21 protein-coding genes and 1 pseudogene are annotated in these 17,535 nt (G+C 58.0%); 11 read left to right on the top strand and 11 right to left on the bottom strand.

Annotation, left to right across the window (positions count from 1 at the left end; genetic code table 11):
• Positions 1-39 precede the first annotated feature (39 nt).
• A complete protein-coding gene (fnrL, locus tag NWQ23_RS12680; RefSeq protein ID WP_306166737.1) occupies positions 40-759 on the top strand; it encodes a transcriptional regulator FnrL in 720 nt (239 codons plus the stop codon).
• Here the strand turns inward: fnrL and NWQ23_RS12685 are convergent.
• Together NWQ23_RS12685 and NWQ23_RS12690 are read right to left on the bottom strand one after the other, a co-directional pair.
• Complete coding sequence (locus tag NWQ23_RS12685) at positions 756-2,114, bottom strand: MATE family efflux transporter (RefSeq protein ID WP_306166738.1); 1,359 nt, start codon at positions 2,112-2,114, stop codon at positions 756-758. The two genes, fnrL and NWQ23_RS12685, sit on opposite strands and share 4 nt — an antisense overlap.
• A 71-nt stretch (positions 2,115-2,185) precedes the next feature.
• On the bottom strand, positions 2,186-3,019 hold the full coding sequence (locus NWQ23_RS12690; protein WP_306166739.1) for a universal stress protein: 834 nt from the start codon (positions 3,017-3,019) through the stop codon (positions 2,186-2,188).
• A 218-nt stretch (positions 3,020-3,237) separates the two neighbouring features.
• Between NWQ23_RS12690 and ccoN the strand changes: the two genes are divergently transcribed.
• The 4 genes from ccoN to ccoP are packed head-to-tail and all read left to right on the top strand — an operon-like array spanning position 3,238 to position 6,673.
• On the top strand, positions 3,238-4,833 hold the full coding sequence (gene ccoN, locus NWQ23_RS12695) for a cytochrome-c oxidase, cbb3-type subunit I (RefSeq protein WP_306166740.1): 1,596 nt from the start codon (positions 3,238-3,240) through the stop codon (positions 4,831-4,833).
• 12 nt (positions 4,834-4,845) lie between these two features.
• Positions 4,846-5,601 (top strand): cytochrome-c oxidase, cbb3-type subunit II, encoded by a 756-nt coding sequence (gene ccoO / locus NWQ23_RS12700; protein ID WP_306166741.1) that lies wholly within the window; start codon positions 4,846-4,848, stop codon positions 5,599-5,601.
• Positions 5,602-5,612: 11 nt separating this feature from the next.
• Positions 5,613-5,804 (top strand): cbb3-type cytochrome c oxidase subunit 3, encoded by a 192-nt coding sequence (locus NWQ23_RS12705; RefSeq protein ID WP_306166742.1) that lies wholly within the window; start codon positions 5,613-5,615, stop codon positions 5,802-5,804.
• Complete coding sequence (gene ccoP, locus NWQ23_RS12710; protein ID WP_306166743.1) at positions 5,801-6,673, top strand: cytochrome-c oxidase, cbb3-type subunit III; 873 nt, start codon at positions 5,801-5,803, stop codon at positions 6,671-6,673. Before NWQ23_RS12705 ends, ccoP begins: the two co-directional genes overlap by 4 nt.
• A 96-nt stretch (positions 6,674-6,769) precedes the next feature.
• Here ccoP and NWQ23_RS12715 read toward each other — a convergent pair whose 3' ends face one another.
• Positions 6,770-7,111 (bottom strand): hypothetical protein, encoded by a 342-nt coding sequence (locus NWQ23_RS12715; protein ID WP_306166744.1) that lies wholly within the window; start codon positions 7,109-7,111, stop codon positions 6,770-6,772.
• Positions 7,108-7,551, bottom strand: a complete 444-nt coding sequence (locus NWQ23_RS12720; protein ID WP_306166745.1) for a hypothetical protein — start codon at positions 7,549-7,551, stop codon at positions 7,108-7,110. Before NWQ23_RS12720 ends, NWQ23_RS12715 begins: the two co-directional genes overlap by 4 nt.
• Before the next feature lie 107 nt (positions 7,552-7,658).
• Between NWQ23_RS12720 and NWQ23_RS12725 the strand changes: the two genes are divergently transcribed.
• Positions 7,659-8,417 carry a helix-turn-helix domain-containing protein gene (locus tag NWQ23_RS12725; RefSeq protein ID WP_306166746.1) on the top strand — a complete coding sequence of 253 codons (759 nt, stop codon included), beginning with the start codon at positions 7,659-7,661 and terminating at the stop codon, positions 8,415-8,417.
• Here NWQ23_RS12725 and NWQ23_RS12730 read toward each other — a convergent pair.
• A complete protein-coding gene (locus NWQ23_RS12730) occupies positions 8,414-8,914 on the bottom strand; it encodes an Lrp/AsnC family transcriptional regulator (RefSeq protein WP_306166747.1) in 501 nt (166 codons plus the stop codon). The genes NWQ23_RS12725 and NWQ23_RS12730 overlap by 4 nt on opposite strands.
• Positions 8,915-9,077: 163 nt before the next feature.
• Here NWQ23_RS12730 and trxB point away from each other — a divergent pair, with 163 nt between their 5' ends.
• Both trxB and NWQ23_RS12740 read left to right on the top strand, forming a co-directional pair.
• A complete protein-coding gene (trxB, locus tag NWQ23_RS12735; protein ID WP_306166748.1) occupies positions 9,078-10,046 on the top strand; it encodes a thioredoxin-disulfide reductase in 969 nt (322 codons plus the stop codon).
• A 155-nt stretch (positions 10,047-10,201) separates the two neighbouring features.
• Positions 10,202-11,911 (top strand): bifunctional sulfate adenylyltransferase/adenylylsulfate kinase, encoded by a 1,710-nt coding sequence (locus tag NWQ23_RS12740; protein ID WP_306166749.1) that lies wholly within the window; start codon positions 10,202-10,204, stop codon positions 11,909-11,911.
• Positions 11,912-11,938: 27 nt separating this feature from the next.
• Here the strand turns inward: NWQ23_RS12740 and NWQ23_RS12745 are convergent, their stop codons facing one another.
• Both NWQ23_RS12745 and NWQ23_RS12750 read right to left on the bottom strand, forming a co-directional pair.
• Positions 11,939-12,163: a DUF1150 family protein gene (locus NWQ23_RS12745; RefSeq protein ID WP_306166750.1), complete on the bottom strand. Its 225-nt coding sequence runs from the start codon at positions 12,161-12,163 to the stop codon at positions 11,939-11,941.
• Positions 12,164-12,166: 3 nt separating this feature from the next.
• A complete protein-coding gene (locus tag NWQ23_RS12750; protein WP_306166751.1) occupies positions 12,167-12,580 on the bottom strand; it encodes an Hsp20 family protein in 414 nt (137 codons plus the stop codon).
• Between the two features lie 165 nt (positions 12,581-12,745).
• On the opposite strand from NWQ23_RS12750, the gene NWQ23_RS12755 reads away from it, so the two are divergent.
• From NWQ23_RS12755 to NWQ23_RS12765, 3 genes are all read left to right on the top strand, one after another.
• Positions 12,746-12,964: a YdcH family protein gene (locus NWQ23_RS12755; RefSeq protein ID WP_306166753.1), complete on the top strand. Its 219-nt coding sequence runs from the start codon at positions 12,746-12,748 to the stop codon at positions 12,962-12,964.
• Between the two features lie 64 nt (positions 12,965-13,028).
• Entirely contained in the window at positions 13,029-13,517 is a 489-nt protein-coding gene (gene purE, locus NWQ23_RS12760) for a 5-(carboxyamino)imidazole ribonucleotide mutase (RefSeq protein WP_306166754.1), read from the top strand.
• Positions 13,510-14,583, top strand: coding sequence for a 5-(carboxyamino)imidazole ribonucleotide synthase (locus tag NWQ23_RS12765; protein WP_306166755.1), 1,074 nt, complete (start codon positions 13,510-13,512; stop codon positions 14,581-14,583). Before purE ends, NWQ23_RS12765 begins: the two co-directional genes overlap by 8 nt.
• A gap of 74 nt (positions 14,584-14,657) precedes the next feature.
• On the opposite strand, the gene NWQ23_RS12770 is transcribed toward NWQ23_RS12765, so the two are convergent.
• The 4 genes and pseudogenes from NWQ23_RS12770 to groEL form a co-directional block, all read right to left on the bottom strand.
• A complete protein-coding gene (locus NWQ23_RS12770) occupies positions 14,658-15,383 on the bottom strand; it encodes an alpha/beta hydrolase (protein ID WP_306166756.1) in 726 nt (241 codons plus the stop codon).
• 53 nt (positions 15,384-15,436) lie between these two features.
• The gene (locus NWQ23_RS12775; protein ID WP_306166757.1) at positions 15,437-16,273 is read right to left on the bottom strand and encodes a DMT family transporter; all 837 of its coding nucleotides are present in this window, start codon (positions 16,271-16,273) and stop codon (positions 15,437-15,439) included.
• Positions 16,274-16,315: 42 nt separating this feature from the next.
• Positions 16,316-17,161 (bottom strand): NAD(P)-dependent oxidoreductase, encoded by an 846-nt coding sequence (locus NWQ23_RS12780; protein WP_306166758.1) that lies wholly within the window; start codon positions 17,159-17,161, stop codon positions 16,316-16,318.
• A gap of 170 nt (positions 17,162-17,331) precedes the next feature.
• Positions 17,332-17,535, bottom strand: a pseudogene (groEL, locus tag NWQ23_RS12785) (chaperonin GroEL); the annotation flags it as partial.

Below are 17,535 nucleotides of genomic sequence, written 5' to 3' on the forward strand. Positions count from 1 at the left end.
GCTGCATACTGCTAGTGCCAACAGACGGGGAACACACCGATGACACTTGCTGTGCCAAAGATCAGGTCGTGCGATGACTGCCCGATCCGGTATAACGCAGTCTGCTCCAGATGCGAACCGGACGAGCTTAAAGAACTGGAAGAAATCAAGTATTACAGGTCTTATGCCGCTGGCCAGACGATCTTTTTCGAAAGCGATCCTTTGGAATTCGTCGCATCTGTGGTCGCCGGAGTGACAAGTCTGACCAGAACGCTGCCCGATGGCCGCGTTCAGATGGTCGGCCTTTTGTTGCCAGGTGATTTCATGGGGCGACCGCATCGCGATACGATTGATTGCGATATCGTAGCTGAAACCGACGTCATGCTATGCTGCTTCCGGCGCAAGCCGTTTGAACAGTTGATCGAAAAAACGCCGCATGTTGGCCAGCGGCTGCTTGAGATGACTTTGGACGAACTTGACGCGGCGCGCGAATGGATGCTCGTGCTGGGGCGCAAGACCGCCCGCGAGAAAATTGCATCTCTTCTTTATATGATCGCGCTGCGCATGGCTGCGCTGAAACCGGGCGAAACCGGGCAAGCGACATTTACCTTGCCGATCACGCGCGAGACGATGGCGAATTATCTGGGTCTGACAATCGAGACCGTCAGCCGCCAGATGTCTGCCCTCAAGAAAGACGGATTGATCGCCTTTGACGAACGCCGGGACATCCGTGTGCCGGACCTTGATGCGCTCAAGGCGGAAACGGGCGAAGACGCCTAGTCTTTGACCTTGCCAAAAAAGCGGACCGTGACCGCCGTCGCCGCGACCGCAAGACCCATGCCATAGCCGATCCAGACCCCGTTCGGGCCAAAACCCAAAACGAAACCCAGCAAATACCCGATGGGCAGGGCGATCACCCAATAGCTGAACATTGTAATCGCCACGGGCACAAGATTGTCCATCATGCCACGGCAGGCCCCCAGCATCGTGCCTTGAATGCCATCCGCGATTTGCATGGCCGCAACGACGATCAACATGCTGGTTGCAAGGGAAATGACTTCGGGGTCGGTGGAAAGCGCCTGCGCCAAGGTGCCGCCACCCAAGAGAAGCCCACCCATCACCAGCGCCATCCAGGAAATGATCACGGTCAGCGCCGCCAAGCCGATGGTTTTCAGACGTTTACGCTGATCTGCACCGACCGCTTGGCCAATGCGGATCGACACCGCAATCGATACTCCCAAGGGCACCATGTAAAGCACCCCGGCGACCGCTGACACGATCTGGTTGGCCGCCAGTGCCACCGCGCTGAACCACCCCATCATCAGCCCTGCGAACGCATATGCGCCGCCTTCGCCGATATAACCCAAAGCGATCGTGCCGCCTTGGGTCAGTTGCAGCTTGCGTTCTGATTTGCTGGACGGGGCGGGCAGACGTGCATCCCTGGTCAGTTTGGCCTTGCGCCAGATCACCCAAGCCAAGCTGAGCGACACCAGTTGCGACAGCAGGCTCGCCAACCCCGCACCCACAAGCCCCCAGCCTTCCCAACTGCCGATCCCGTGAATCAGGAGCCAGTTGGCGGGGACATTCACAACGACCCCTAAAAAGGCCAGACCAACCCCGACCCAAGGTGCATCAATCGCATCGAAAAGCCCCTTGAGGGCATAAAATACAGTGAAGGGGATCAAGAACAGGCTCATCGCTGTCCAATAGCCGCCAAGCAGGGCGATTACCTCGGGCGGTTGTCCCAACAGATGCAGGGCAGGCCGCAAGGACAGCATAAGGCCCGCGCCAATCGTCCCGGCAACGAGCGCGATACGGATGCCTGTGCGCGTGGTCGCCGACAGCGCGTCGGGGCTTTGCTTGCCTCTGGCTTCGGCCATACGGACACCAACAGCAGAGACAAAACCATAGAGCCCCGAATAAAAGATGATGATCACAGAGGTCGTCACCGATGCCGCCGCCAAGGACAGTGTCCCTAGCGGCGCGATCATGATGGTATCAACGACACCGATCAGTGTTGCCGCCGCCAGTGAGATCACGATCGGAAAGCCGAGGGTCGCCAACTTGCGGACCTCGCGCCAGATGGAAGGTGGCCCCGCCGGGGTTGGCGAGAAAGTGGCGAAATCAGACGACATAGGCAGGCACTAGAGAATTGCTGATCTAAGTCAACTGCTCACGTTGCCGCCCGCCCTGCCGATCTCTGACTTTAGCGCGCCATCAAGATGGGACGGTCCGCCGTTTCCAACAGGCTGCGTGTTGCACCGCCAAAGACAGCTTCGCGCAGGCGCGAATGGCCATAGGCGCCACTGACGATCATTTGCGCGCCCACCTCCCGTGCGCGACGCAGCAGGATATCGCCCACGTAAGGCTCTGTCTTGGCCAGCACGGCCACTTCGGCCCGCGACCCGTGGCGCATCAAATATTGCGCCATCGCTCCGCCGGGATCAGACCTGTCGGCGGCATGTGCGGGCGGATCGATGATGCAGATATCGGTGACATCGGCCTGTTCGAGAATTGGCAAGGCTGCGCGCGCGGCGGCAAGCGCCTCGGCCCCGTCATTCCAGCCCATCAGAATATGGCCACCCGCATCGGGTGCCTTACAGCCTTTGGGGATCATCAAGACCGGACGCTCTGCGGCAAAAAGGCAGGCTTCCACCAGTACCGCGGCCTCTGCGCTATCCTGATAGGGTCGCGGGAGGACTATGAGATCACAGAACCTGAGCTTTTGCGCCAAGTAACTGGTGAGTGCAGGGCCCTGCACGGTAGCGGCCTGCATGGACCAACGCACGACTTCGCCTTGCATCCGGTCATTCACCCAGATGTCCAGTTTGTCGCGCTCGGCCATTGCGTCGCGGGTCTGTTCGGCGATCATCATGGCCTCTGCGCCCATGAAATAGGTATTTGTCTCTGTGTGGCTGATGGTGACCACGTAGATATCCAGATGCGCATCCATGCGACCGGCGAGTGCGATTGCGGCATCAAGCGCTTCGGTAGCGTCGTCTGCATCCGTTAGAATTGTCGCGATAATCTTATATGACATTGGTTCGGCTTTCCCCAAATCGGCTTTACGGTGGGGGCGATCGTTCGCGCAAACGCTCCATGTGCTTAGTCTGCCGTGTGGGGACGTGCCTTACCTTGATCCAAATCAAATAGGCCATTGATCCACATCAAGGACGATGACCGTCCGCCAACCGCATAAGCGACATCACCAAGTAGCGACGGATCCATTTGTGATCTGCCAAAGGAAGGGGATCTCTTATGGGGAACTACGTAAAGCTCATAGCGCTGGGGTGCGTCGCACTTTTTGCCGCTATCGGCGCGAACTGGGGGCGTGACACGGCCTATATCGTGCATGCCATCATTATTCTGGGTGTGTCTGGTTTCATGTTCGTGCGCGTCTTGCGCAGCATGGAAAGCAAACCGGGACCAACCCCAACAGGCTATATGGACGACGTTGTCCGAGCCGGTGTCATTGCCACCAGTTTCTGGGGTGTCGTGGGCATGCTGGTTGGGGTGGTGATCGCCTTTCAACTTGCTTTCCCGGGCCTGAACTTTGAGGTTTTGCAACCCTACGGGAATTTCGGACGCCTGCGCCCGCTGCACACAAGTGCCGTGATCTTTGCCTTTGGCGGCAATGCTTTGATCATGTCATCGTTCTACATCGTGCAGCGGACCAGCGGCGCACGATTGTGGGGGGGGAATCTGTCATGGTTTGTGTTTTGGGGGTACAATCTTTTCATCGTACTTGCCGCGACAGGTTACCTTTTGGGTGCCACCCAGTCCAAGGAATACGCCGAGCCCGAGTGGTACATCGACCTGTGGCTGACCATCGTCTGGGTCGCCTTTTTGCTGGTCTTTCTGGGGACGCTCTTCAAGCGTACCGAAAAGCACATCTATGTCGCCAACTGGTTCCTTCTGGCCTTTATCGTCACCGTGGCCATGCTGCATCTTGTCAACAACATCAGCATTCCGGTCAGCATCTGGGGCAGCAAATCCGTGCAGGTCTTTTCCGGCGTGCAGGATGCGATGGTCCAGTGGTGGTACGGCCACAACGCGGTAGGCTTCTTCCTGACGGCAGGCTTTCTGGGCATGATGTACTACTTTGTGCCCAAGCAGGCCGGTCGTCCTGTGTTCTCCTACAAGCTGTCGATCATCCACTTCTGGGCGCTGATCTTCCTTTATATCTGGGCGGGTCCACACCACCTGCACTACACGGCGCTGCCTGACTGGGCATCAACTCTTGGCATGGTCTTTTCGATCATCCTGTGGATGCCAAGCTGGGGTGGCATGATCAACGGTCTGATGACCCTGCAAGGGGCATGGGACAAGCTGCGCACCGATCCGATCTTGCGGATGATGGTGATCAGCCTTGCCTTCTACGGGATGTCCACATTCGAAGGGCCGATGATGTCGATCCGCGCGGTCAACAGCCTGTCACACTATACAGACTGGACCATTGGTCACGTCCACTCTGGCGCACTTGGCTGGAACGGGATGATCACATTTGCTGCGCTTTACTTCCTGACACCGAAACTCTGGGGGCGCGCGCAAATGCATTCGATCTCTGCGATCAGCTGGCATTTCTGGTTGGCCACAATCGGCATCATCCTCTACGCGGCCTCGATGTGGGTCACGGGGATCATGGAAGGCCTGATGTGGCGCGAAGTCGACGCAAACGGGTTCCTTGTGAACAGCTTTGCCGACACCGTGTCCGCCAAGTTCCCAATGTATGTGGTCCGGGCTTTGGGTGGGGTTTTGTACCTGACCGGCGCACTGATCATGTCCTGGAACATCTTCATGACCATCCGGGGTGGGGCGAAAGTCGCCGCGCCGGTTGGCGTGCCAGCAGAATAAGGAGGCTGAGATATGTCTGATACACCAAACAGCCCTGCCAAAGGCTTCCTGTCCAAACACGCGATCCTGGAACGTAGCCCGACGCTCCTCCTTGTCTCCTCCCTGTTGGTGGTGGCGGTGGGCGGGATCGTGGAAATCGCACCCCTCTTCTACCTCGAAGGTACCATCGAAGAGGTAGAGGGGGTGCGACCCTACTCCCCGCTCGAACTCGCGGGCCGCGATATCTATGTCCGTGAAGGCTGCTATGTCTGTCACAGCCAGATGATCCGGCCGATGCGCGACGAGGTCGAGCGTTACGGTCACTACTCGCTGGCGGCGGAGTCGATGTATGACCATCCGTTCCAGTGGGGTTCCAAGCGCACCGGGCCGGATCTGGCCCGTGTGGGTGGCAAGTACTCGGATGCTTGGCATGTCGATCACCTGACGGCACCGCGCTCTGTCGTGCCTGAATCGGTCATGCCGGGCTACGCCTACCTTCTCGATGCAGAAGTCAACGCAGAGTACGCGGCCGACGTGGTGGCAACGCACCGGATTGTCGGTGTGCCTTACACTGACGAGATGATCGAGGTGGCCGCGGCGGATGTTATGGCGCAGGCCGATCCGGACACGGATGCCTATGATGCTCTGCTTGAACGGTATCCGGGCGCACAGATCCGCAACTTTGATGGCGCACCGGGTGTGTCCGAAATGGATGCCCTGATCGCCTATCTTCAAATGCTGGGAACGACGGTTGATTTCTCGACCTTTACCCCAGCCGCAAGCCGCTAGGAGGGCTGGATATGCAAGAGACTTCCCTTCTGCGTGAGATCGCAGACAACTGGATGCTTGTGGCGATGTTCACTCTTTTTGTGGGTGCGATTGCATGGGCCTTCCGCCCGGGCAGCCGTTCGGTCCATCAGGATACCGCTAACATCCCTTTCCGAAACGAGGACCACCCCGGTTCTTCCGAGACTGAGGAGCTGCAATCATGAGCAGCAATGACAAAAAAGACATTGATGACGTCACAGGAACCGACACAACTGGTCACTCTTGGGACGGGATCAAGGAACTGAACAACCCTCTGCCGCGCTGGTGGCTCTGGACGTTCTATATCACGATCATCTGGGGCGTCGCCTATTCGATCGCTTATCCCGCTTGGCCCCTGGTCAGTGCAGCAACATCGGGGCTCCTTGGCTATTCCACGCGCGCCGAAGTCGCGCAGGACATCGCGCTGTTTGAAGACGCCAATGCCGAGATTTCGGCGCAACTGGCCTCTGCCGACCTGTCAACACTGGGCGAGAATGAAGAGCTGGCACGCTTTGCGACTTCTGCCGGTGGTGCGGTTTTCCGAAACAACTGTTCACAGTGCCACGGGTCCGGTGCTGCGGGTGCCAAGGGTTATCCCAACCTGCTGGATGACGACTGGCTTTGGGGCGGTGATTTCGAAAACATCGAATACACCATACGCCATGGTATCCGGAACGAAGAGGACTGGGATGCCCGGTACTCTGAAATGACCGCCTTTGACGAGATCCTGAGCAATGAAGAGATCGACGCGGTCGTGCAGCATGTGCGTGCGATTTCGGGTCAAGAGCATGACGCCGGACTGGCTGAAGCAGGTACAGAGGTGTTCCTGAACAACTGTGCGGCCTGTCATGGCGACAACGGTATGGGCAACCGCGATCTGGGCGCACCCAATCTGACGGATGCGATCTGGCTTTATGGCGGCAGTGTCGCAACTTTGGAAGAAACCGTGCGCTATGCCCGCTTTGGTGTGATGCCCCCTTGGGGCGAGCGCCTGACCGATGCGGAGATCAAGGCAGTCACGGCCTATGTTCACCAGCTTGGAGGCGGCGAATAGGCTCACCGGCTTTGGACCACCTGTTCGCGCATGGGTCCAGATGCCAAGTGAAGGGAAGGGCACCTGCTGACGCGGGTGCCCTTTTCTGTTGCGGCATCAGGTCTTTGCATGAACACCCAAAAGCAGAACGCGCATGTCGCCGCCTGTGCGGTTCAGTAAGAAAAGCAGATAGGGCGCAAACACCACCATTCCGAGAATGGACGCCGTCACTCCGAGTGCAATGGAACCGCCTGTAAAGCCACCACGCCACGCGACCCAAAGGCCAGATAGCCAAAGGTAGGTCAGGAAATCGAAGGCGAACTGGCCACGCCATGTCAGCGAAGCAATGTCACCAAAGAAGATCGGCGCGATGTTGATGCCATAGGTCACAATCGTGAAAGCCGTATAGGAAAAGATCGCAACAAAGTTGGTGATTAGAAACGTGCGAAAGAGCGTCATGTCGTCAGTCCTTTGGTGCTGTCTGGTTTTGCAGCGACCCAAAGTGGACCGATGAGAACCAGCAAGACGACGATGTTGAAAAGGGCGTTCGAGGCATTGCCAGAGGTGACCGAGCCTGCACTGTCGAGCACAAACCATGCCAGCACTCCAACCACAACCGACTTGCGGACGGCCTCTGGTGTGGCGTCATAGACCCAGGTCGAAAGGCACCAGACCATAACGCCCCAACCAAACAAGAAGCCCCCCGTCAGTGCGCTGAGAAACAGCGTATCAGGGTGGTCAAAGGTCGTGCCGCCATCAAGCGGCCAGCTTAGCAGGTCCAGCGACCAGCGAATTGGCCCGGAAGTGGCAGGCATTGTGGCCAAAAAGAACAAGGGTCCAAAGCTGCCTATGCCGATTGCCGTGATCTTGAGCCAGAATTTGTGAAATGCATGTGTCATGAGGTACCTCTTTGCAGCGCACCGCTTGCCTAGATGGCTTGACGTCGTTGTCGCAATTACCTCTGAGGTAACTGACAAGACTGCTTGGCCCCTATAAAACGGGCTCCATGGACACTTTTTCGGAATCTCTCAAATCGTGGCGGCAGGCCCGTCGTTTCAGCCAGCTTGATCTCGCGCTGGAGGCCGAGGTGTCATCGCGCCACATCTCGTTTCTGGAAACGGGACGCGCGCGGCCTAGTCGCGAAATGATCGGGAAGCTGGGTGAAGCACTCCAACTGCCGCTTGATGCGCAGAACCAGCTTTTGTATCACGCCGGTTTTGCACCACGTTATACGGCACGTTCTTGGGACAATGTGGCAATGGCCCCGATCCGGCAGGCCATTATGCATACGCTGAGCCAGCACGCACCATACCCCGCCATCGCAGTTGACAGGCTTTGGTCCATCGTGCGCATGAATGATCCGGCACGCATGCTCTATGGCCAGTTTGGTCTCGCGGAAGGCAGCAGCTTGCTGGACCTGATGCTGTCCGATTTCTTGCCCCCGCTCATCGAAAATTGGCCAGCGGTTGCACATCATTCTGCGCGACGTCTGCGCACGGAAAGTGCCGCCCAAGGTGGCGTTCCGGAACTCGAAGCGGCCGCGATGCACCTGTCAAAGGTTCCCGCGCCGCAGGGCTTTGAAACGGGTCCGGTCGTGCCGACGATCCTGAAGACAGGGACCATGCGGCTTTCCATGTTCGCCACGATTGCGCAGTTCGGAACACCCGAGGACATCACGCTGGATGCTCTCAAGATCGAGCTTTTCTTTCCTGCAGACAGTGAAACCGATGCGCTCTTGCGCGCGATGGCCTCGGCGGGCGGCTAGGCCTGCTGCGCCAACCGCGCCTCGAGCACGTCAAAAGGCACGCCCGGTTCATCCTTGGCGCCGCGAATGACCAGAGAGGTCTTTACCGAAGCCACGTTTTCCGCGCTGGTCAGTTCTTCGGTCAGGAAGCGCTGGAAGGTGCGCAGGTCAGGGGCCACGCATTTGAGGATGAAATCCACCTCGCCATTCAGCATGTGGCACTCGCGGACCAGCGACCATCCTTTGCAGCGGTTTTCAAAGGCGGTCAGGTCCACCTCGGCCTGACTGACAAGGCCGACCATGGCAAAGACCTGCACTTCGAAACCCAATTCGCGTGGATCAACCACCGCATGATAGCCCAGGATATAGCCCTGCTCCTCCAAGGTTCGCACGCGGCGCAGGCACGGCGGGGCAGAGATGCCGACGCGTTTGGCAAGTTCAACGTTCGTCATGCGGCCATCCGCCTGAAGCTCGGCCAGAATCATGCGGTCGATTTCGTCTAGTTTGGTGCCCGGCATTGGTTGTTCCCCGTTATTTTTGCAAATACTACGCGTAATGCCCTACCTGCGCAACAATGTTTCGCTGATACGCAAGAAAAGAACATCATGAAAATGGGATGCTTGGCCTTTCATCAGCGCGCTGGCGGGCGTATAGTTTGAACGAATATTTTGCGAGGCTGCCATGACCGAAACACGTCACTCTAAAGTCCTGATTATCGGCTCCGGTCCTGCGGGCTATACTGCGGGAATTTACGCCGCGCGTGCGATGCTGGAACCGGTCCTGGTGCAGGGGATCGAACCGGGTGGACAGCTGACCACCACCACCGAAGTCGAAAACTGGCCCGGTGATACCGAAGTCCAAGGCCCCGATCTGATGATCCGGATGGAAGCACATGCCCGCGCGATGGGCTGCGATATCGTGGGCGATATCATCACCGAACTGGACCTGCAAAACCGGCCCTTCACGGCCAAGTCCGATAGTGGCACCGTATACACAGCCGATGCCATTATTCTGTGCACAGGCGCGCGGGCCAAATGGCTGGGGCTGCCTTCCGAGGACAAATTCAAGGGCTTTGGTGTCAGCGCTTGCGCCACCTGCGACGGTTTCTTCTATCGCGGCCAAGAGATTGTCGTGGTCGGCGGCGGCAATACGGCCGTGGAAGAGGCGCTTTTTCTGACGAACTTCGCATCGAAAGTAACGCTGATCCATCGTCGCGACGAATTGCGGGCAGAAAAGATTTTGCAGAACCGCCTGATGAACAACCCCAAGATTGAAACCCTCTGGTTCCATCAGATCGAAGAAGTCTATGGCGCGGACAGCCCTTTGGGCGTTGAAGGGGTGCGCGTGAAGCACACAAAAACTGGCGTGTTAACTGATATTCCGGCCAAGGGTGTCTTTATCGCCATCGGTCACGCGCCTGCCAGTGAACTGGTCAAGGATCAGTTGGAAACCCATAATGGCGGCTACGTCAAAGTGGCCCCCGGTACGACCAAGACCGCCATTCCGGGTGTTTTCGCGGCAGGGGATTTGACAGATCATGTGTATCGCCAAGCGGTGACCAGTGCAGGCATGGGCTGTATGGCGGCGCTTGATGCGGAAAAATATCTGGCAGAAATGGAAGATAGCGGAGTGGTTGCTGCGGCTGAATAGTCCAGTTGCCACCCGATTGACGAATTCTTGTAACGCCTGTTCTGTTCTGGTTCAGATTGGCCGAACCTGCGTCTTTTTTCTTTCCTCTGCTAGACATTGGATCACGCGCGGGTCTATGGCAGCGTCAACTGAAAATAGAAGTATTTGAGAATATCATGGCAATTGATCTCGCTCCGATCCCGGAACTCTATGTCTCTTACGAGAGCGCGCAAAAGCTGAAACTGGATGCGGCAGAGCTGCAAAGCCACGATCTGTCGCTGCGCCAGATCTGCGATCTGGAGTTGTTGATGAACGGCGGGTTCAACCCGTTGAAGGGATTTTTGTCGCAAGCTGATTACGACAGCGTGGTCGATCACATGCGTCTGGCCAATGGTGCACTGTGGCCGATGCCGATTACTCTGGATGTCTCCGAAGGGTTCGCCGACACGGTCGCGCTGGGTCAGGATATCGCACTGCGTGACCAAGAGGGCGTGATCCTTGCGACAATGACGGTCACCGACAAGTGGGTGCCGAACAAGGCGCATGAGGCCGAAATGGTTTACGGCGCCGATGATCTGGCGCATCCGGCGGTGAACTACCTGCACAATACGGCTGGCAAGGTCTATCTGGGTGGTCCGGTCACAGGCATTCAGCAACCTGTACATTATGATTTTCGCGGGCGGCGTGACACGCCCAACGAATTGCGCGCCTATTTCCGCAAGCTGGGCTGGCGCAAGGTCGTGGCCTTCCAAACCCGCAACCCGCTGCATCGCGCCCATCAGGAACTGACCTTCCGGGCCGCGAAAGAGGCTCAGGCAAACCTGCTTATTCATCCCGTCGTGGGTATGACCAAACCGGGGGATATTGACCATTTCACCCGGGTGCGCTGCTATGAGGCGGTGCTGGACCAGTACCCCTCTGCCACCACCACGATGTCGCTGCTGAACCTTGCCATGCGCATGGCTGGCCCGCGCGAGGCGGTCTGGCACGGGCTGATCCGCAAGAACCACGGTTGCACCCATTTCATCGTGGGCCGCGATCACGCCGGACCGGGCAAGAATTCCGCGGGTCAGGATTTTTATGGTCCTTATGACGCACAAGACCTGTTCCGCACCCATCAGGCGGAAATGGGGATCGAAATGGTCGACTTCAAACAGATGGTCTATGTGCAGGACCGCGCGCAATATGAACCCGCCGACGAGATATTGGATAAGGACAAGGTGACGATCCTTGATATTTCGGGCACGGAATTGCGCCGCCGTCTGGCCGAAGGGCTGGAAATTCCGGAATGGTTTTCCTTTCCCCAAGTGGTCGAAGAGCTGCGCAAGAGCCGGCCAGCACGCGCGAAACAAGGGTTTACCGTCTTTTTCACCGGTTTTTCGGGGTCAGGCAAATCGACTGTGGCCAACGCCCTGATGGTCAAGCTGATGGAGATGGGGGGGCGGCCTGTCACGCTGCTTGATGGGGACATTGTGCGCAAGAACCTGTCGTCCGAACTGGGCTTCAGCAAAGAACACCGCGATCTGAACATTCGACGGATCGGCTATGTTGCCTCTGAGATCACAAAGAACGGCGGCATTGCTATCTGTGCACCCATCGCGCCATACGCCACAACGCGGCGTGCCGTGCGCGAAGATGTCGAGCAGTTCGGTGCCTTTGTCGAGGTCCACGTTGCGACATCGATCGAGGAATGCGAACGGCGGGATCGTAAGGGGCTTTATAAGCTCGCGCGCGCCGGCAAGATCAAGGAATTTACAGGTATTTCAGACCCCTATGATGTGCCTGAGAACCCTGAACTGCGTCTAGAGACAGAGAGTGTACCTGTGGACAACTGTGCGCATCAGGTGATTTTGAAGCTGGAAAGTTTGGGACTGATCAAAGGGTAAGGTGGATCAAGATCCACCTTACTGCCCTTAATGTACTGTCACAGGGCGCATATCGTTTTCGCGTGCCAGATGAAACGCCAGCTTGCGATTGGCCACCAAGGCGAGCTGCTCGCCAGCGGCATTATGCACGGCGAACAGTTCTTCCAGATCGCCAACCTGATCGCGCATGTCGGCAGGCAGATCAGCCGCCAGAATGGGCTTTACGTAAACGATGTCCTGCCCGATTTTTTCGAGGTCGAATTTCGTATCCATTGTCTAGCCTTTCTTGATTTTGATCGTTTGGATGATCCGCTCTGGAACAGCGCGTGTGAGATCGACGTGCAATAGGCCGTTTTCCATTACAGCCTCGCCCACATCGACTCCGTCAGCCAGCACAAATGACCGCTGGAACTGCCGCGCGGCTATTCCGCGATGCAGGAAAATCCGACCTTCGCTGTCGTCGGACTGTCGCCCGCGAATGACAAGCGAGTTGTCCTCGACGGTAATCGCAAGGTCATGTTCGGCAAACCCTGCCACCGCCAATGTAATCCGGTAGGAGTTTTCAGAGGTCTGTTCAATGTTATAGGGAGGATAACCGTCATTCCCGCTTTTCGCGGTCCGCTCGACGAGCCGTTCAAGCTGTTCGAACCCCAAAAGGAACGGATGGGTTCCCAAAGCCAATTTTGTCATAAGACATGCCCTTCTTTAAGCGACTGTCACGTGATGGCCCCGATTGCGGCGGCCGTTGTTAAAAATATGGGGGTGCGGGATGCATTGATCAAGAGGAAGTATTAGCTTCTTGGGCACGAAACGCAGTAGAGTAATCCGATAAGACATGACCCGGACGCCCCGCAAATGAATACTTCTGCCAAAATGGAACAGATCGAAGTCTTGCGCGTCAAGCTCGCCGTTCTCAAGCGCGAGCATCGCGACTTGGACGAGGCGATTGATGCGCTGCAAGTGCGTGGATCGTCGGATATGTTGACGATCAGGCGGCTCAAGAAGCAAAAGCTTTATCTCAAAGATCAGATCGCCGTTCTTGAAGATCGGATTCTCCCTGACATTATCGCCTGACGGGCGTTGCAGCGGACAGCACCTTGGCTATAGTGCCGCTTCCTTTTCTCAGAGAGTCTTTGTCATGACCAAACCACTTGTCGGCATCATCATGGGCAGCCAGTCAGACTGGCCGACACTGCGCGAAGCGGCCGATGTGCTGGACGAACTCGGTGTGGTTTACGAAACCAAGATCGTCTCGGCCCACCGCACACCGGACCGGTTGTGGGACTATGGCAAGACCGCAGTGGATCGCGGCCTTCAGGTGATTATCGCGGGCGCCGGTGGTGCGGCCCATTTGCCCGGCATGATGGCGTCAAAGACGCGGGTGCCGGTGATCGGTGTGCCAGTCCAGACCAATGCCCTGTCCGGTGTCGATAGCCTTTATTCGATCCTGCAAATGCCGCGCGGCTATCCAGTGGCGACAATGGCAATCGGGGCGGCAGGGGCCAAGAATGGCGGGTTGCTGGCGGCCGGTATTCTGGCGCTGCAAGACCCCGCTTTGGCCGCCCGACTGGACCAATGGCGCAGTGATCTGAGCGCCTCGATCCCGGAAGAGCCGACAGATGACTGAGCCGCTGCCAGTCGGGGCGACCATCGGCATTTTGGGCGGTGGCCAGTTGGGGCGTATGCTGGCCGTCGCTGCGGCGCGGCTTGGCCTCAAGACCCACATCTTCGAGCCGGGTGCGGGTGCGCCTGCCGGTGATGTGGCGCATCAGGTCACGACAGCGAGCTATACCGACGCGGCCGCGCTGACCGCATTTGGCAATGCCGTGGACGTCATCACCTATGAGTTTGAAAATATCCCCACCAGCGCACTTGATCTGCTGGAGCAACTCGCCCCGATCCATCCGGGGCGGCAAGCCTTGGCCACCAGTCAGGACCGGTTGACGGAAAAGACCTTTCTGCAAAGTCTCGGGCTGCAAACCGCTCCTTTTGCAGATGTGGCCAATGCGGCGGACCTCGCCGCTGCGATCGCCACGATCGGGACGCCTGCGATTCTCAAAACGCGCCGCTTGGGCTATGACGGCAAAGGGCAGGCGCGGATCATGACGCCTGCGGATGCGGATCAGGCGTTCGCCGATATGGCAGGTGCATCTGCGATCCTTGAAGGTTTCGTTGACTTCACCCATGAAGTCTCTGTGATCGGGGCGCGGTCACCGGATGGTGCCGTGGCGTGCTATGATCCAGGTGAGAACGTCCATGAGGCAGGTATCCTGCGCACAACGACCGTGCCGGCCACACTCAGTCCCAGCCAGCGGACGGATGCGGTCTTGATCGCCGCCCGCGTGCTTAACGCATTGGACTACGTGGGCGTCATGGGAGTTGAGCTGTTTGTGACGCCGCAGGGTCTGATCGTGAACGAAATCGCCCCGCGCGTCCATAATTCAGGCCATTGGACGCAAAACGGATGCACCATCTGCCAGTTCGAACAGCACATCAGGGCCGTAGCGGGTTGGCCTTTGGGCGATGGATCACGGCATTCGGATGTGGTCATGGAGAACCTGATCGGCGATGACATGGACCGTGTGCCACAGCTGGCCAAGACCGATGCTGCGATCCACCTCTATGGCAAAGCCGACGTCAAGGCAGGGCGAAAAATGGGCCATGTCAATCGTGTCATCAAGCCTGCGCAGTAAAGCGGCGGTTCATCTTCTTTTGTTCTTAAATACCTCCGCCGGAGGCGTCCTGTTCTTGCAAAGAACAGGATTTGTTAGTCGGTCCCGAAAATAATCCCCGTCAGGCTTAGGCTGCGATCAAAACGCCCGTCTCTGAGAAAGGCCACCACCTCTTCGATCACAAGCGGGTTGTTCATCATGAACGTGTGGGTCACCGGCAGCACCAAGTGGTCGCTCATCTCGGGCAAACGTGTCGACGCGACCGAGACTTTTCCGTCGTCGGGGCCTTCTATCAGGGCGGAATAGACAGGGTTGAGGGTCCGGTTCCCGGCGATGATGCCAATCTCATAGGGGAGCAGGTCCAGCGAATTGGGCAGGCTGTCGGCATCGGTGCCCAGTTGCAGGCCTGCGGGGCCGTTGACCCATTGAAACGGCTCGAAATCACCAAAAATATCGACAAGCTCTGACCCGCCATTGGGTGGCCCCAACATCACCACGCGCCCCATCTTTTGCGGGCGATTGGAGGTCAGCCAAGCACGGACCAGAATCCCGCCCATCGAATGGGTCACGAAATTCACGCGGGCATCGCCGCAAGCCGCCACATCCTCTGGCAAGTTTTCATTCACCAAGGTCTGAATGTCCGCGCTGGTTGACGGATAGCCGCGATTGACGACTTTGTATCCAGCGTCCTCAAGAACCAGTTGCAGGGGCGCAAAGGAAATCTCGGTGCGGGCCAGACCGTGCAGCATCACGACGCATTCCTGCGCCATCGCGGCGCTGGATGTGAAGATACCAAAAAAGGCAGCCCAAACGACTTTCATTCCCAATAGGTAGCATGTGTGCGGTTACACAAAACCCCCTGTCCTGAAGAAACCTAGCGTCGGGCGGTCAAAGAGATGGCAATGCCGCCCAGCACAAGACCGCCCGCCACCACCAACCGTACTGTCAGCGGCTCGTCCAGAAACACAACACCTGCTGCAACAGCAAGCACTGGCACGCTGAGCTGGGCGATCCCCGCGACAGTCGTCGGCAGTGAAGGCAGCACGCGATACCAAAGCGCATAGCCCAAGCCTGATGTGATCGCGCCTGCGATGATGGCCGTGATCACACCCGGTAGTGGCATCGCGCCAACCCCGACCCAGAGCATCAGCAGAGTGACGAGCGGGAGGCACAACAGAAAATTGCTGGCGGTGGCCCCCAGCGGGTCGGCCTCTGCTTGCCCCAGTATCGTGTAGGCCGCCCAGCTTGCCCCAGCCAGTGCCATTGCAAAGGCGCCACCCAACGGAACCGCCGCCTCGCCCGATGGCCAGAGCAAGACACAAAGCCCTGTCAGTGCCACCCCCGCGCCGATCCAGCGCAGCAGCGGGATTGAACTTTTCTTGAAGACCGCCCAGCCGAAGATGAAGATCTGCAAAACGCCGAAAAGGATCAGCGCCCCCAGACCTGCGTCCAAGGTGATATAGGCCCAGGAAAAGCCGATCATATAAAGCGTCAGGGCAGCAGCCCCGGCCAGTCGTTTGGCCGAGAAAATCGGCGGACGGGGTGCTTTGCGCAGGCTCACCAAAAGCCATAACATGCCTGCCCCGGCCCCTGTCCGCACCGTGGCAAAATTCATCGGGTCCATCCCTTGCAAAGCGACCCCGATCCGGCCCAGCAAAGAGTTTGCGGCAAAGGCGCACATAATCAGCACCACAAGGCCGAAAAGCTTCATTTCATTGGTCCACCCGGGGCAAAGGTGCAGGTCACTTTCACGTCAATCGCCCTCATAGGCAAAACGCACCAATGCTGCGGGATCAGCTTCTCCCAGACCCGCAGTGATTGCGCTGCGTTGACGGACACCCGATGCCACGAGCATGGGCGATTCCAACCCATAAGACCGGACCACGCGCTGGAAAACCTGATTGTCCTTGTGACCGGCTGAAACGGTAAAGCCCACGGTCGGATCTTCCCCCAGAATTTTGGGCATCCGGTCCTTGAGCATCGGCATCCCCGCTGGACCACCCATCAGGATTTGTATTGCAGTCTCCATCGGCAGTCCGGCACGCTTTGCCAAAGGCATCAGGTCACCAAGCCCGTTGAAATAGCATTGTATCATGCCATTATTGATCGTTTTCATCACAAGGCCGGCCCCCAGTGGGCCTACGTGAAAGATACGGTTTGAAATCGCCCCCAAGGTTGTCTGCGCGCGTGTTGCTGCCGCGTCATCCCCGCCGATGAAAACGCCGCAAGCGCCTGCAAGCACAAGCTCGGGACCGCCAGAGATGGGGGCATCCACAGCCGTTGCGCCTGTTGCTTTGATCTGCCCGATCCGGTCGCGAAGAACAGTGGGAACGACGGTGCTGGTCTCGATGATCTGCTTGCCACCAAGGTCGAGCGTCAAGAGCATGTCCAGCACTTCGGCCACTGCGGTATCATCAAAAAGACTAAGAATAATGGTGTCGCTGTGTGTCACCACACGCGCGATGTCGGGGGCCATTGCAATCCCCTCAACCGGTCGTCCGCTGCGGGTCCAGCCGATGACATTGCGGCCCTCGGCCTGCATGCGTCGGGCGATGGCACTGCCCATGCGGCCCAACCCGACGACCCCGATGTTTTCCATGTCTGCGCTCCTTCGTCTCGCGGGGCAAGTTGATACGGGAATGGCACAAAAGAAAAGGGCGGCTCCGTAAGGAACCGCCCCTGTTTATGTTTGGGACTGGAGGTTCTCGGCATTTGCTAGCAAACGCCGGTCCCTCGCCAAACCGGTCTGGGGCAAGCCCCGGGCCGCGTTTACATCATGCCGCCCATGCCGCCCATGTCGGGCATGCCGCCGCCGCCGCCAGCGCCTTCTTTGGCGGGCCTGTCAGCAACCATAGCTTCGGTTGTGATCAAGAGGCCTGCAACAGAGGCTGCGTCCTGCAGTGCAGTGCGCACAACTTTGGCCGGGTCGATGACGCCGAACTTGAACATGTCGCCATATTCTTCGGTCTGCGC

The sequence above is a fragment of the Yoonia sp. genome (assembly GCF_030731595.1).
In the GTDB taxonomy this organism is placed as follows: domain Bacteria; phylum Pseudomonadota; class Alphaproteobacteria; order Rhodobacterales; family Rhodobacteraceae; genus Yoonia.

Excerpts from the sequence above, each read along its gene's own strand:
- ccoN (WP_306166740.1), top strand. The coding sequence starts at position 3,238 with ATGGGGAACTACGTAAAGCTCATAGCGCTGGGGTGCGTCGCACTTTTT.
- NWQ23_RS12775 (WP_306166757.1), bottom strand. The coding sequence starts at position 16,273 with ATGAAGCTTTTCGGCCTTGTGGTGCTGATTATGTGCGCCTTTGCCGCA.
- NWQ23_RS12705 (WP_306166742.1), top strand. The coding sequence starts at position 5,613 with ATGCAAGAGACTTCCCTTCTGCGTGAGATCGCAGACAACTGGATGCTT.
- fnrL (WP_306166737.1), top strand. The coding sequence starts at position 40 with ATGACACTTGCTGTGCCAAAGATCAGGTCGTGCGATGACTGCCCGATC.
- NWQ23_RS12685 (WP_306166738.1), bottom strand. The coding sequence starts at position 2,114 with ATGTCGTCTGATTTCGCCACTTTCTCGCCAACCCCGGCGGGGCCACCT.
- NWQ23_RS12755 (WP_306166753.1), top strand. The coding sequence starts at position 12,746 with ATGAATACTTCTGCCAAAATGGAACAGATCGAAGTCTTGCGCGTCAAG.
- NWQ23_RS12730 (WP_306166747.1), bottom strand. The coding sequence starts at position 8,914 with ATGCCGGGCACCAAACTAGACGAAATCGACCGCATGATTCTGGCCGAG.
- NWQ23_RS12720 (WP_306166745.1), bottom strand. The coding sequence starts at position 7,551 with ATGACACATGCATTTCACAAATTCTGGCTCAAGATCACGGCAATCGGC.
- NWQ23_RS12750 (WP_306166751.1), bottom strand. The coding sequence starts at position 12,580 with ATGACAAAATTGGCTTTGGGAACCCATCCGTTCCTTTTGGGGTTCGAA.
- NWQ23_RS12745 (WP_306166750.1), bottom strand. The coding sequence starts at position 12,163 with ATGGATACGAAATTCGACCTCGAAAAAATCGGGCAGGACATCGTTTAC.
- NWQ23_RS12780 (WP_306166758.1), bottom strand. The coding sequence starts at position 17,161 with ATGGAAAACATCGGGGTCGTCGGGTTGGGCCGCATGGGCAGTGCCATC.
- ccoP (WP_306166743.1), top strand. The coding sequence starts at position 5,801 with ATGAGCAGCAATGACAAAAAAGACATTGATGACGTCACAGGAACCGAC.
- NWQ23_RS12690 (WP_306166739.1), bottom strand. The coding sequence starts at position 3,019 with ATGTCATATAAGATTATCGCGACAATTCTAACGGATGCAGACGACGCT.
- NWQ23_RS12725 (WP_306166746.1), top strand. The coding sequence starts at position 7,659 with ATGGACACTTTTTCGGAATCTCTCAAATCGTGGCGGCAGGCCCGTCGT.
- NWQ23_RS12740 (WP_306166749.1), top strand. The coding sequence starts at position 10,202 with ATGGCAATTGATCTCGCTCCGATCCCGGAACTCTATGTCTCTTACGAG.
- trxB (WP_306166748.1), top strand. The coding sequence starts at position 9,078 with ATGACCGAAACACGTCACTCTAAAGTCCTGATTATCGGCTCCGGTCCT.
- NWQ23_RS12715 (WP_306166744.1), bottom strand. The coding sequence starts at position 7,111 with ATGACGCTCTTTCGCACGTTTCTAATCACCAACTTTGTTGCGATCTTT.
- NWQ23_RS12770 (WP_306166756.1), bottom strand. The coding sequence starts at position 15,383 with ATGAAAGTCGTTTGGGCTGCCTTTTTTGGTATCTTCACATCCAGCGCC.
- purE (WP_306166754.1), top strand. The coding sequence starts at position 13,029 with ATGACCAAACCACTTGTCGGCATCATCATGGGCAGCCAGTCAGACTGG.
- NWQ23_RS12765 (WP_306166755.1), top strand. The coding sequence starts at position 13,510 with ATGACTGAGCCGCTGCCAGTCGGGGCGACCATCGGCATTTTGGGCGGT.
- ccoO (WP_306166741.1), top strand. The coding sequence starts at position 4,846 with ATGTCTGATACACCAAACAGCCCTGCCAAAGGCTTCCTGTCCAAACAC.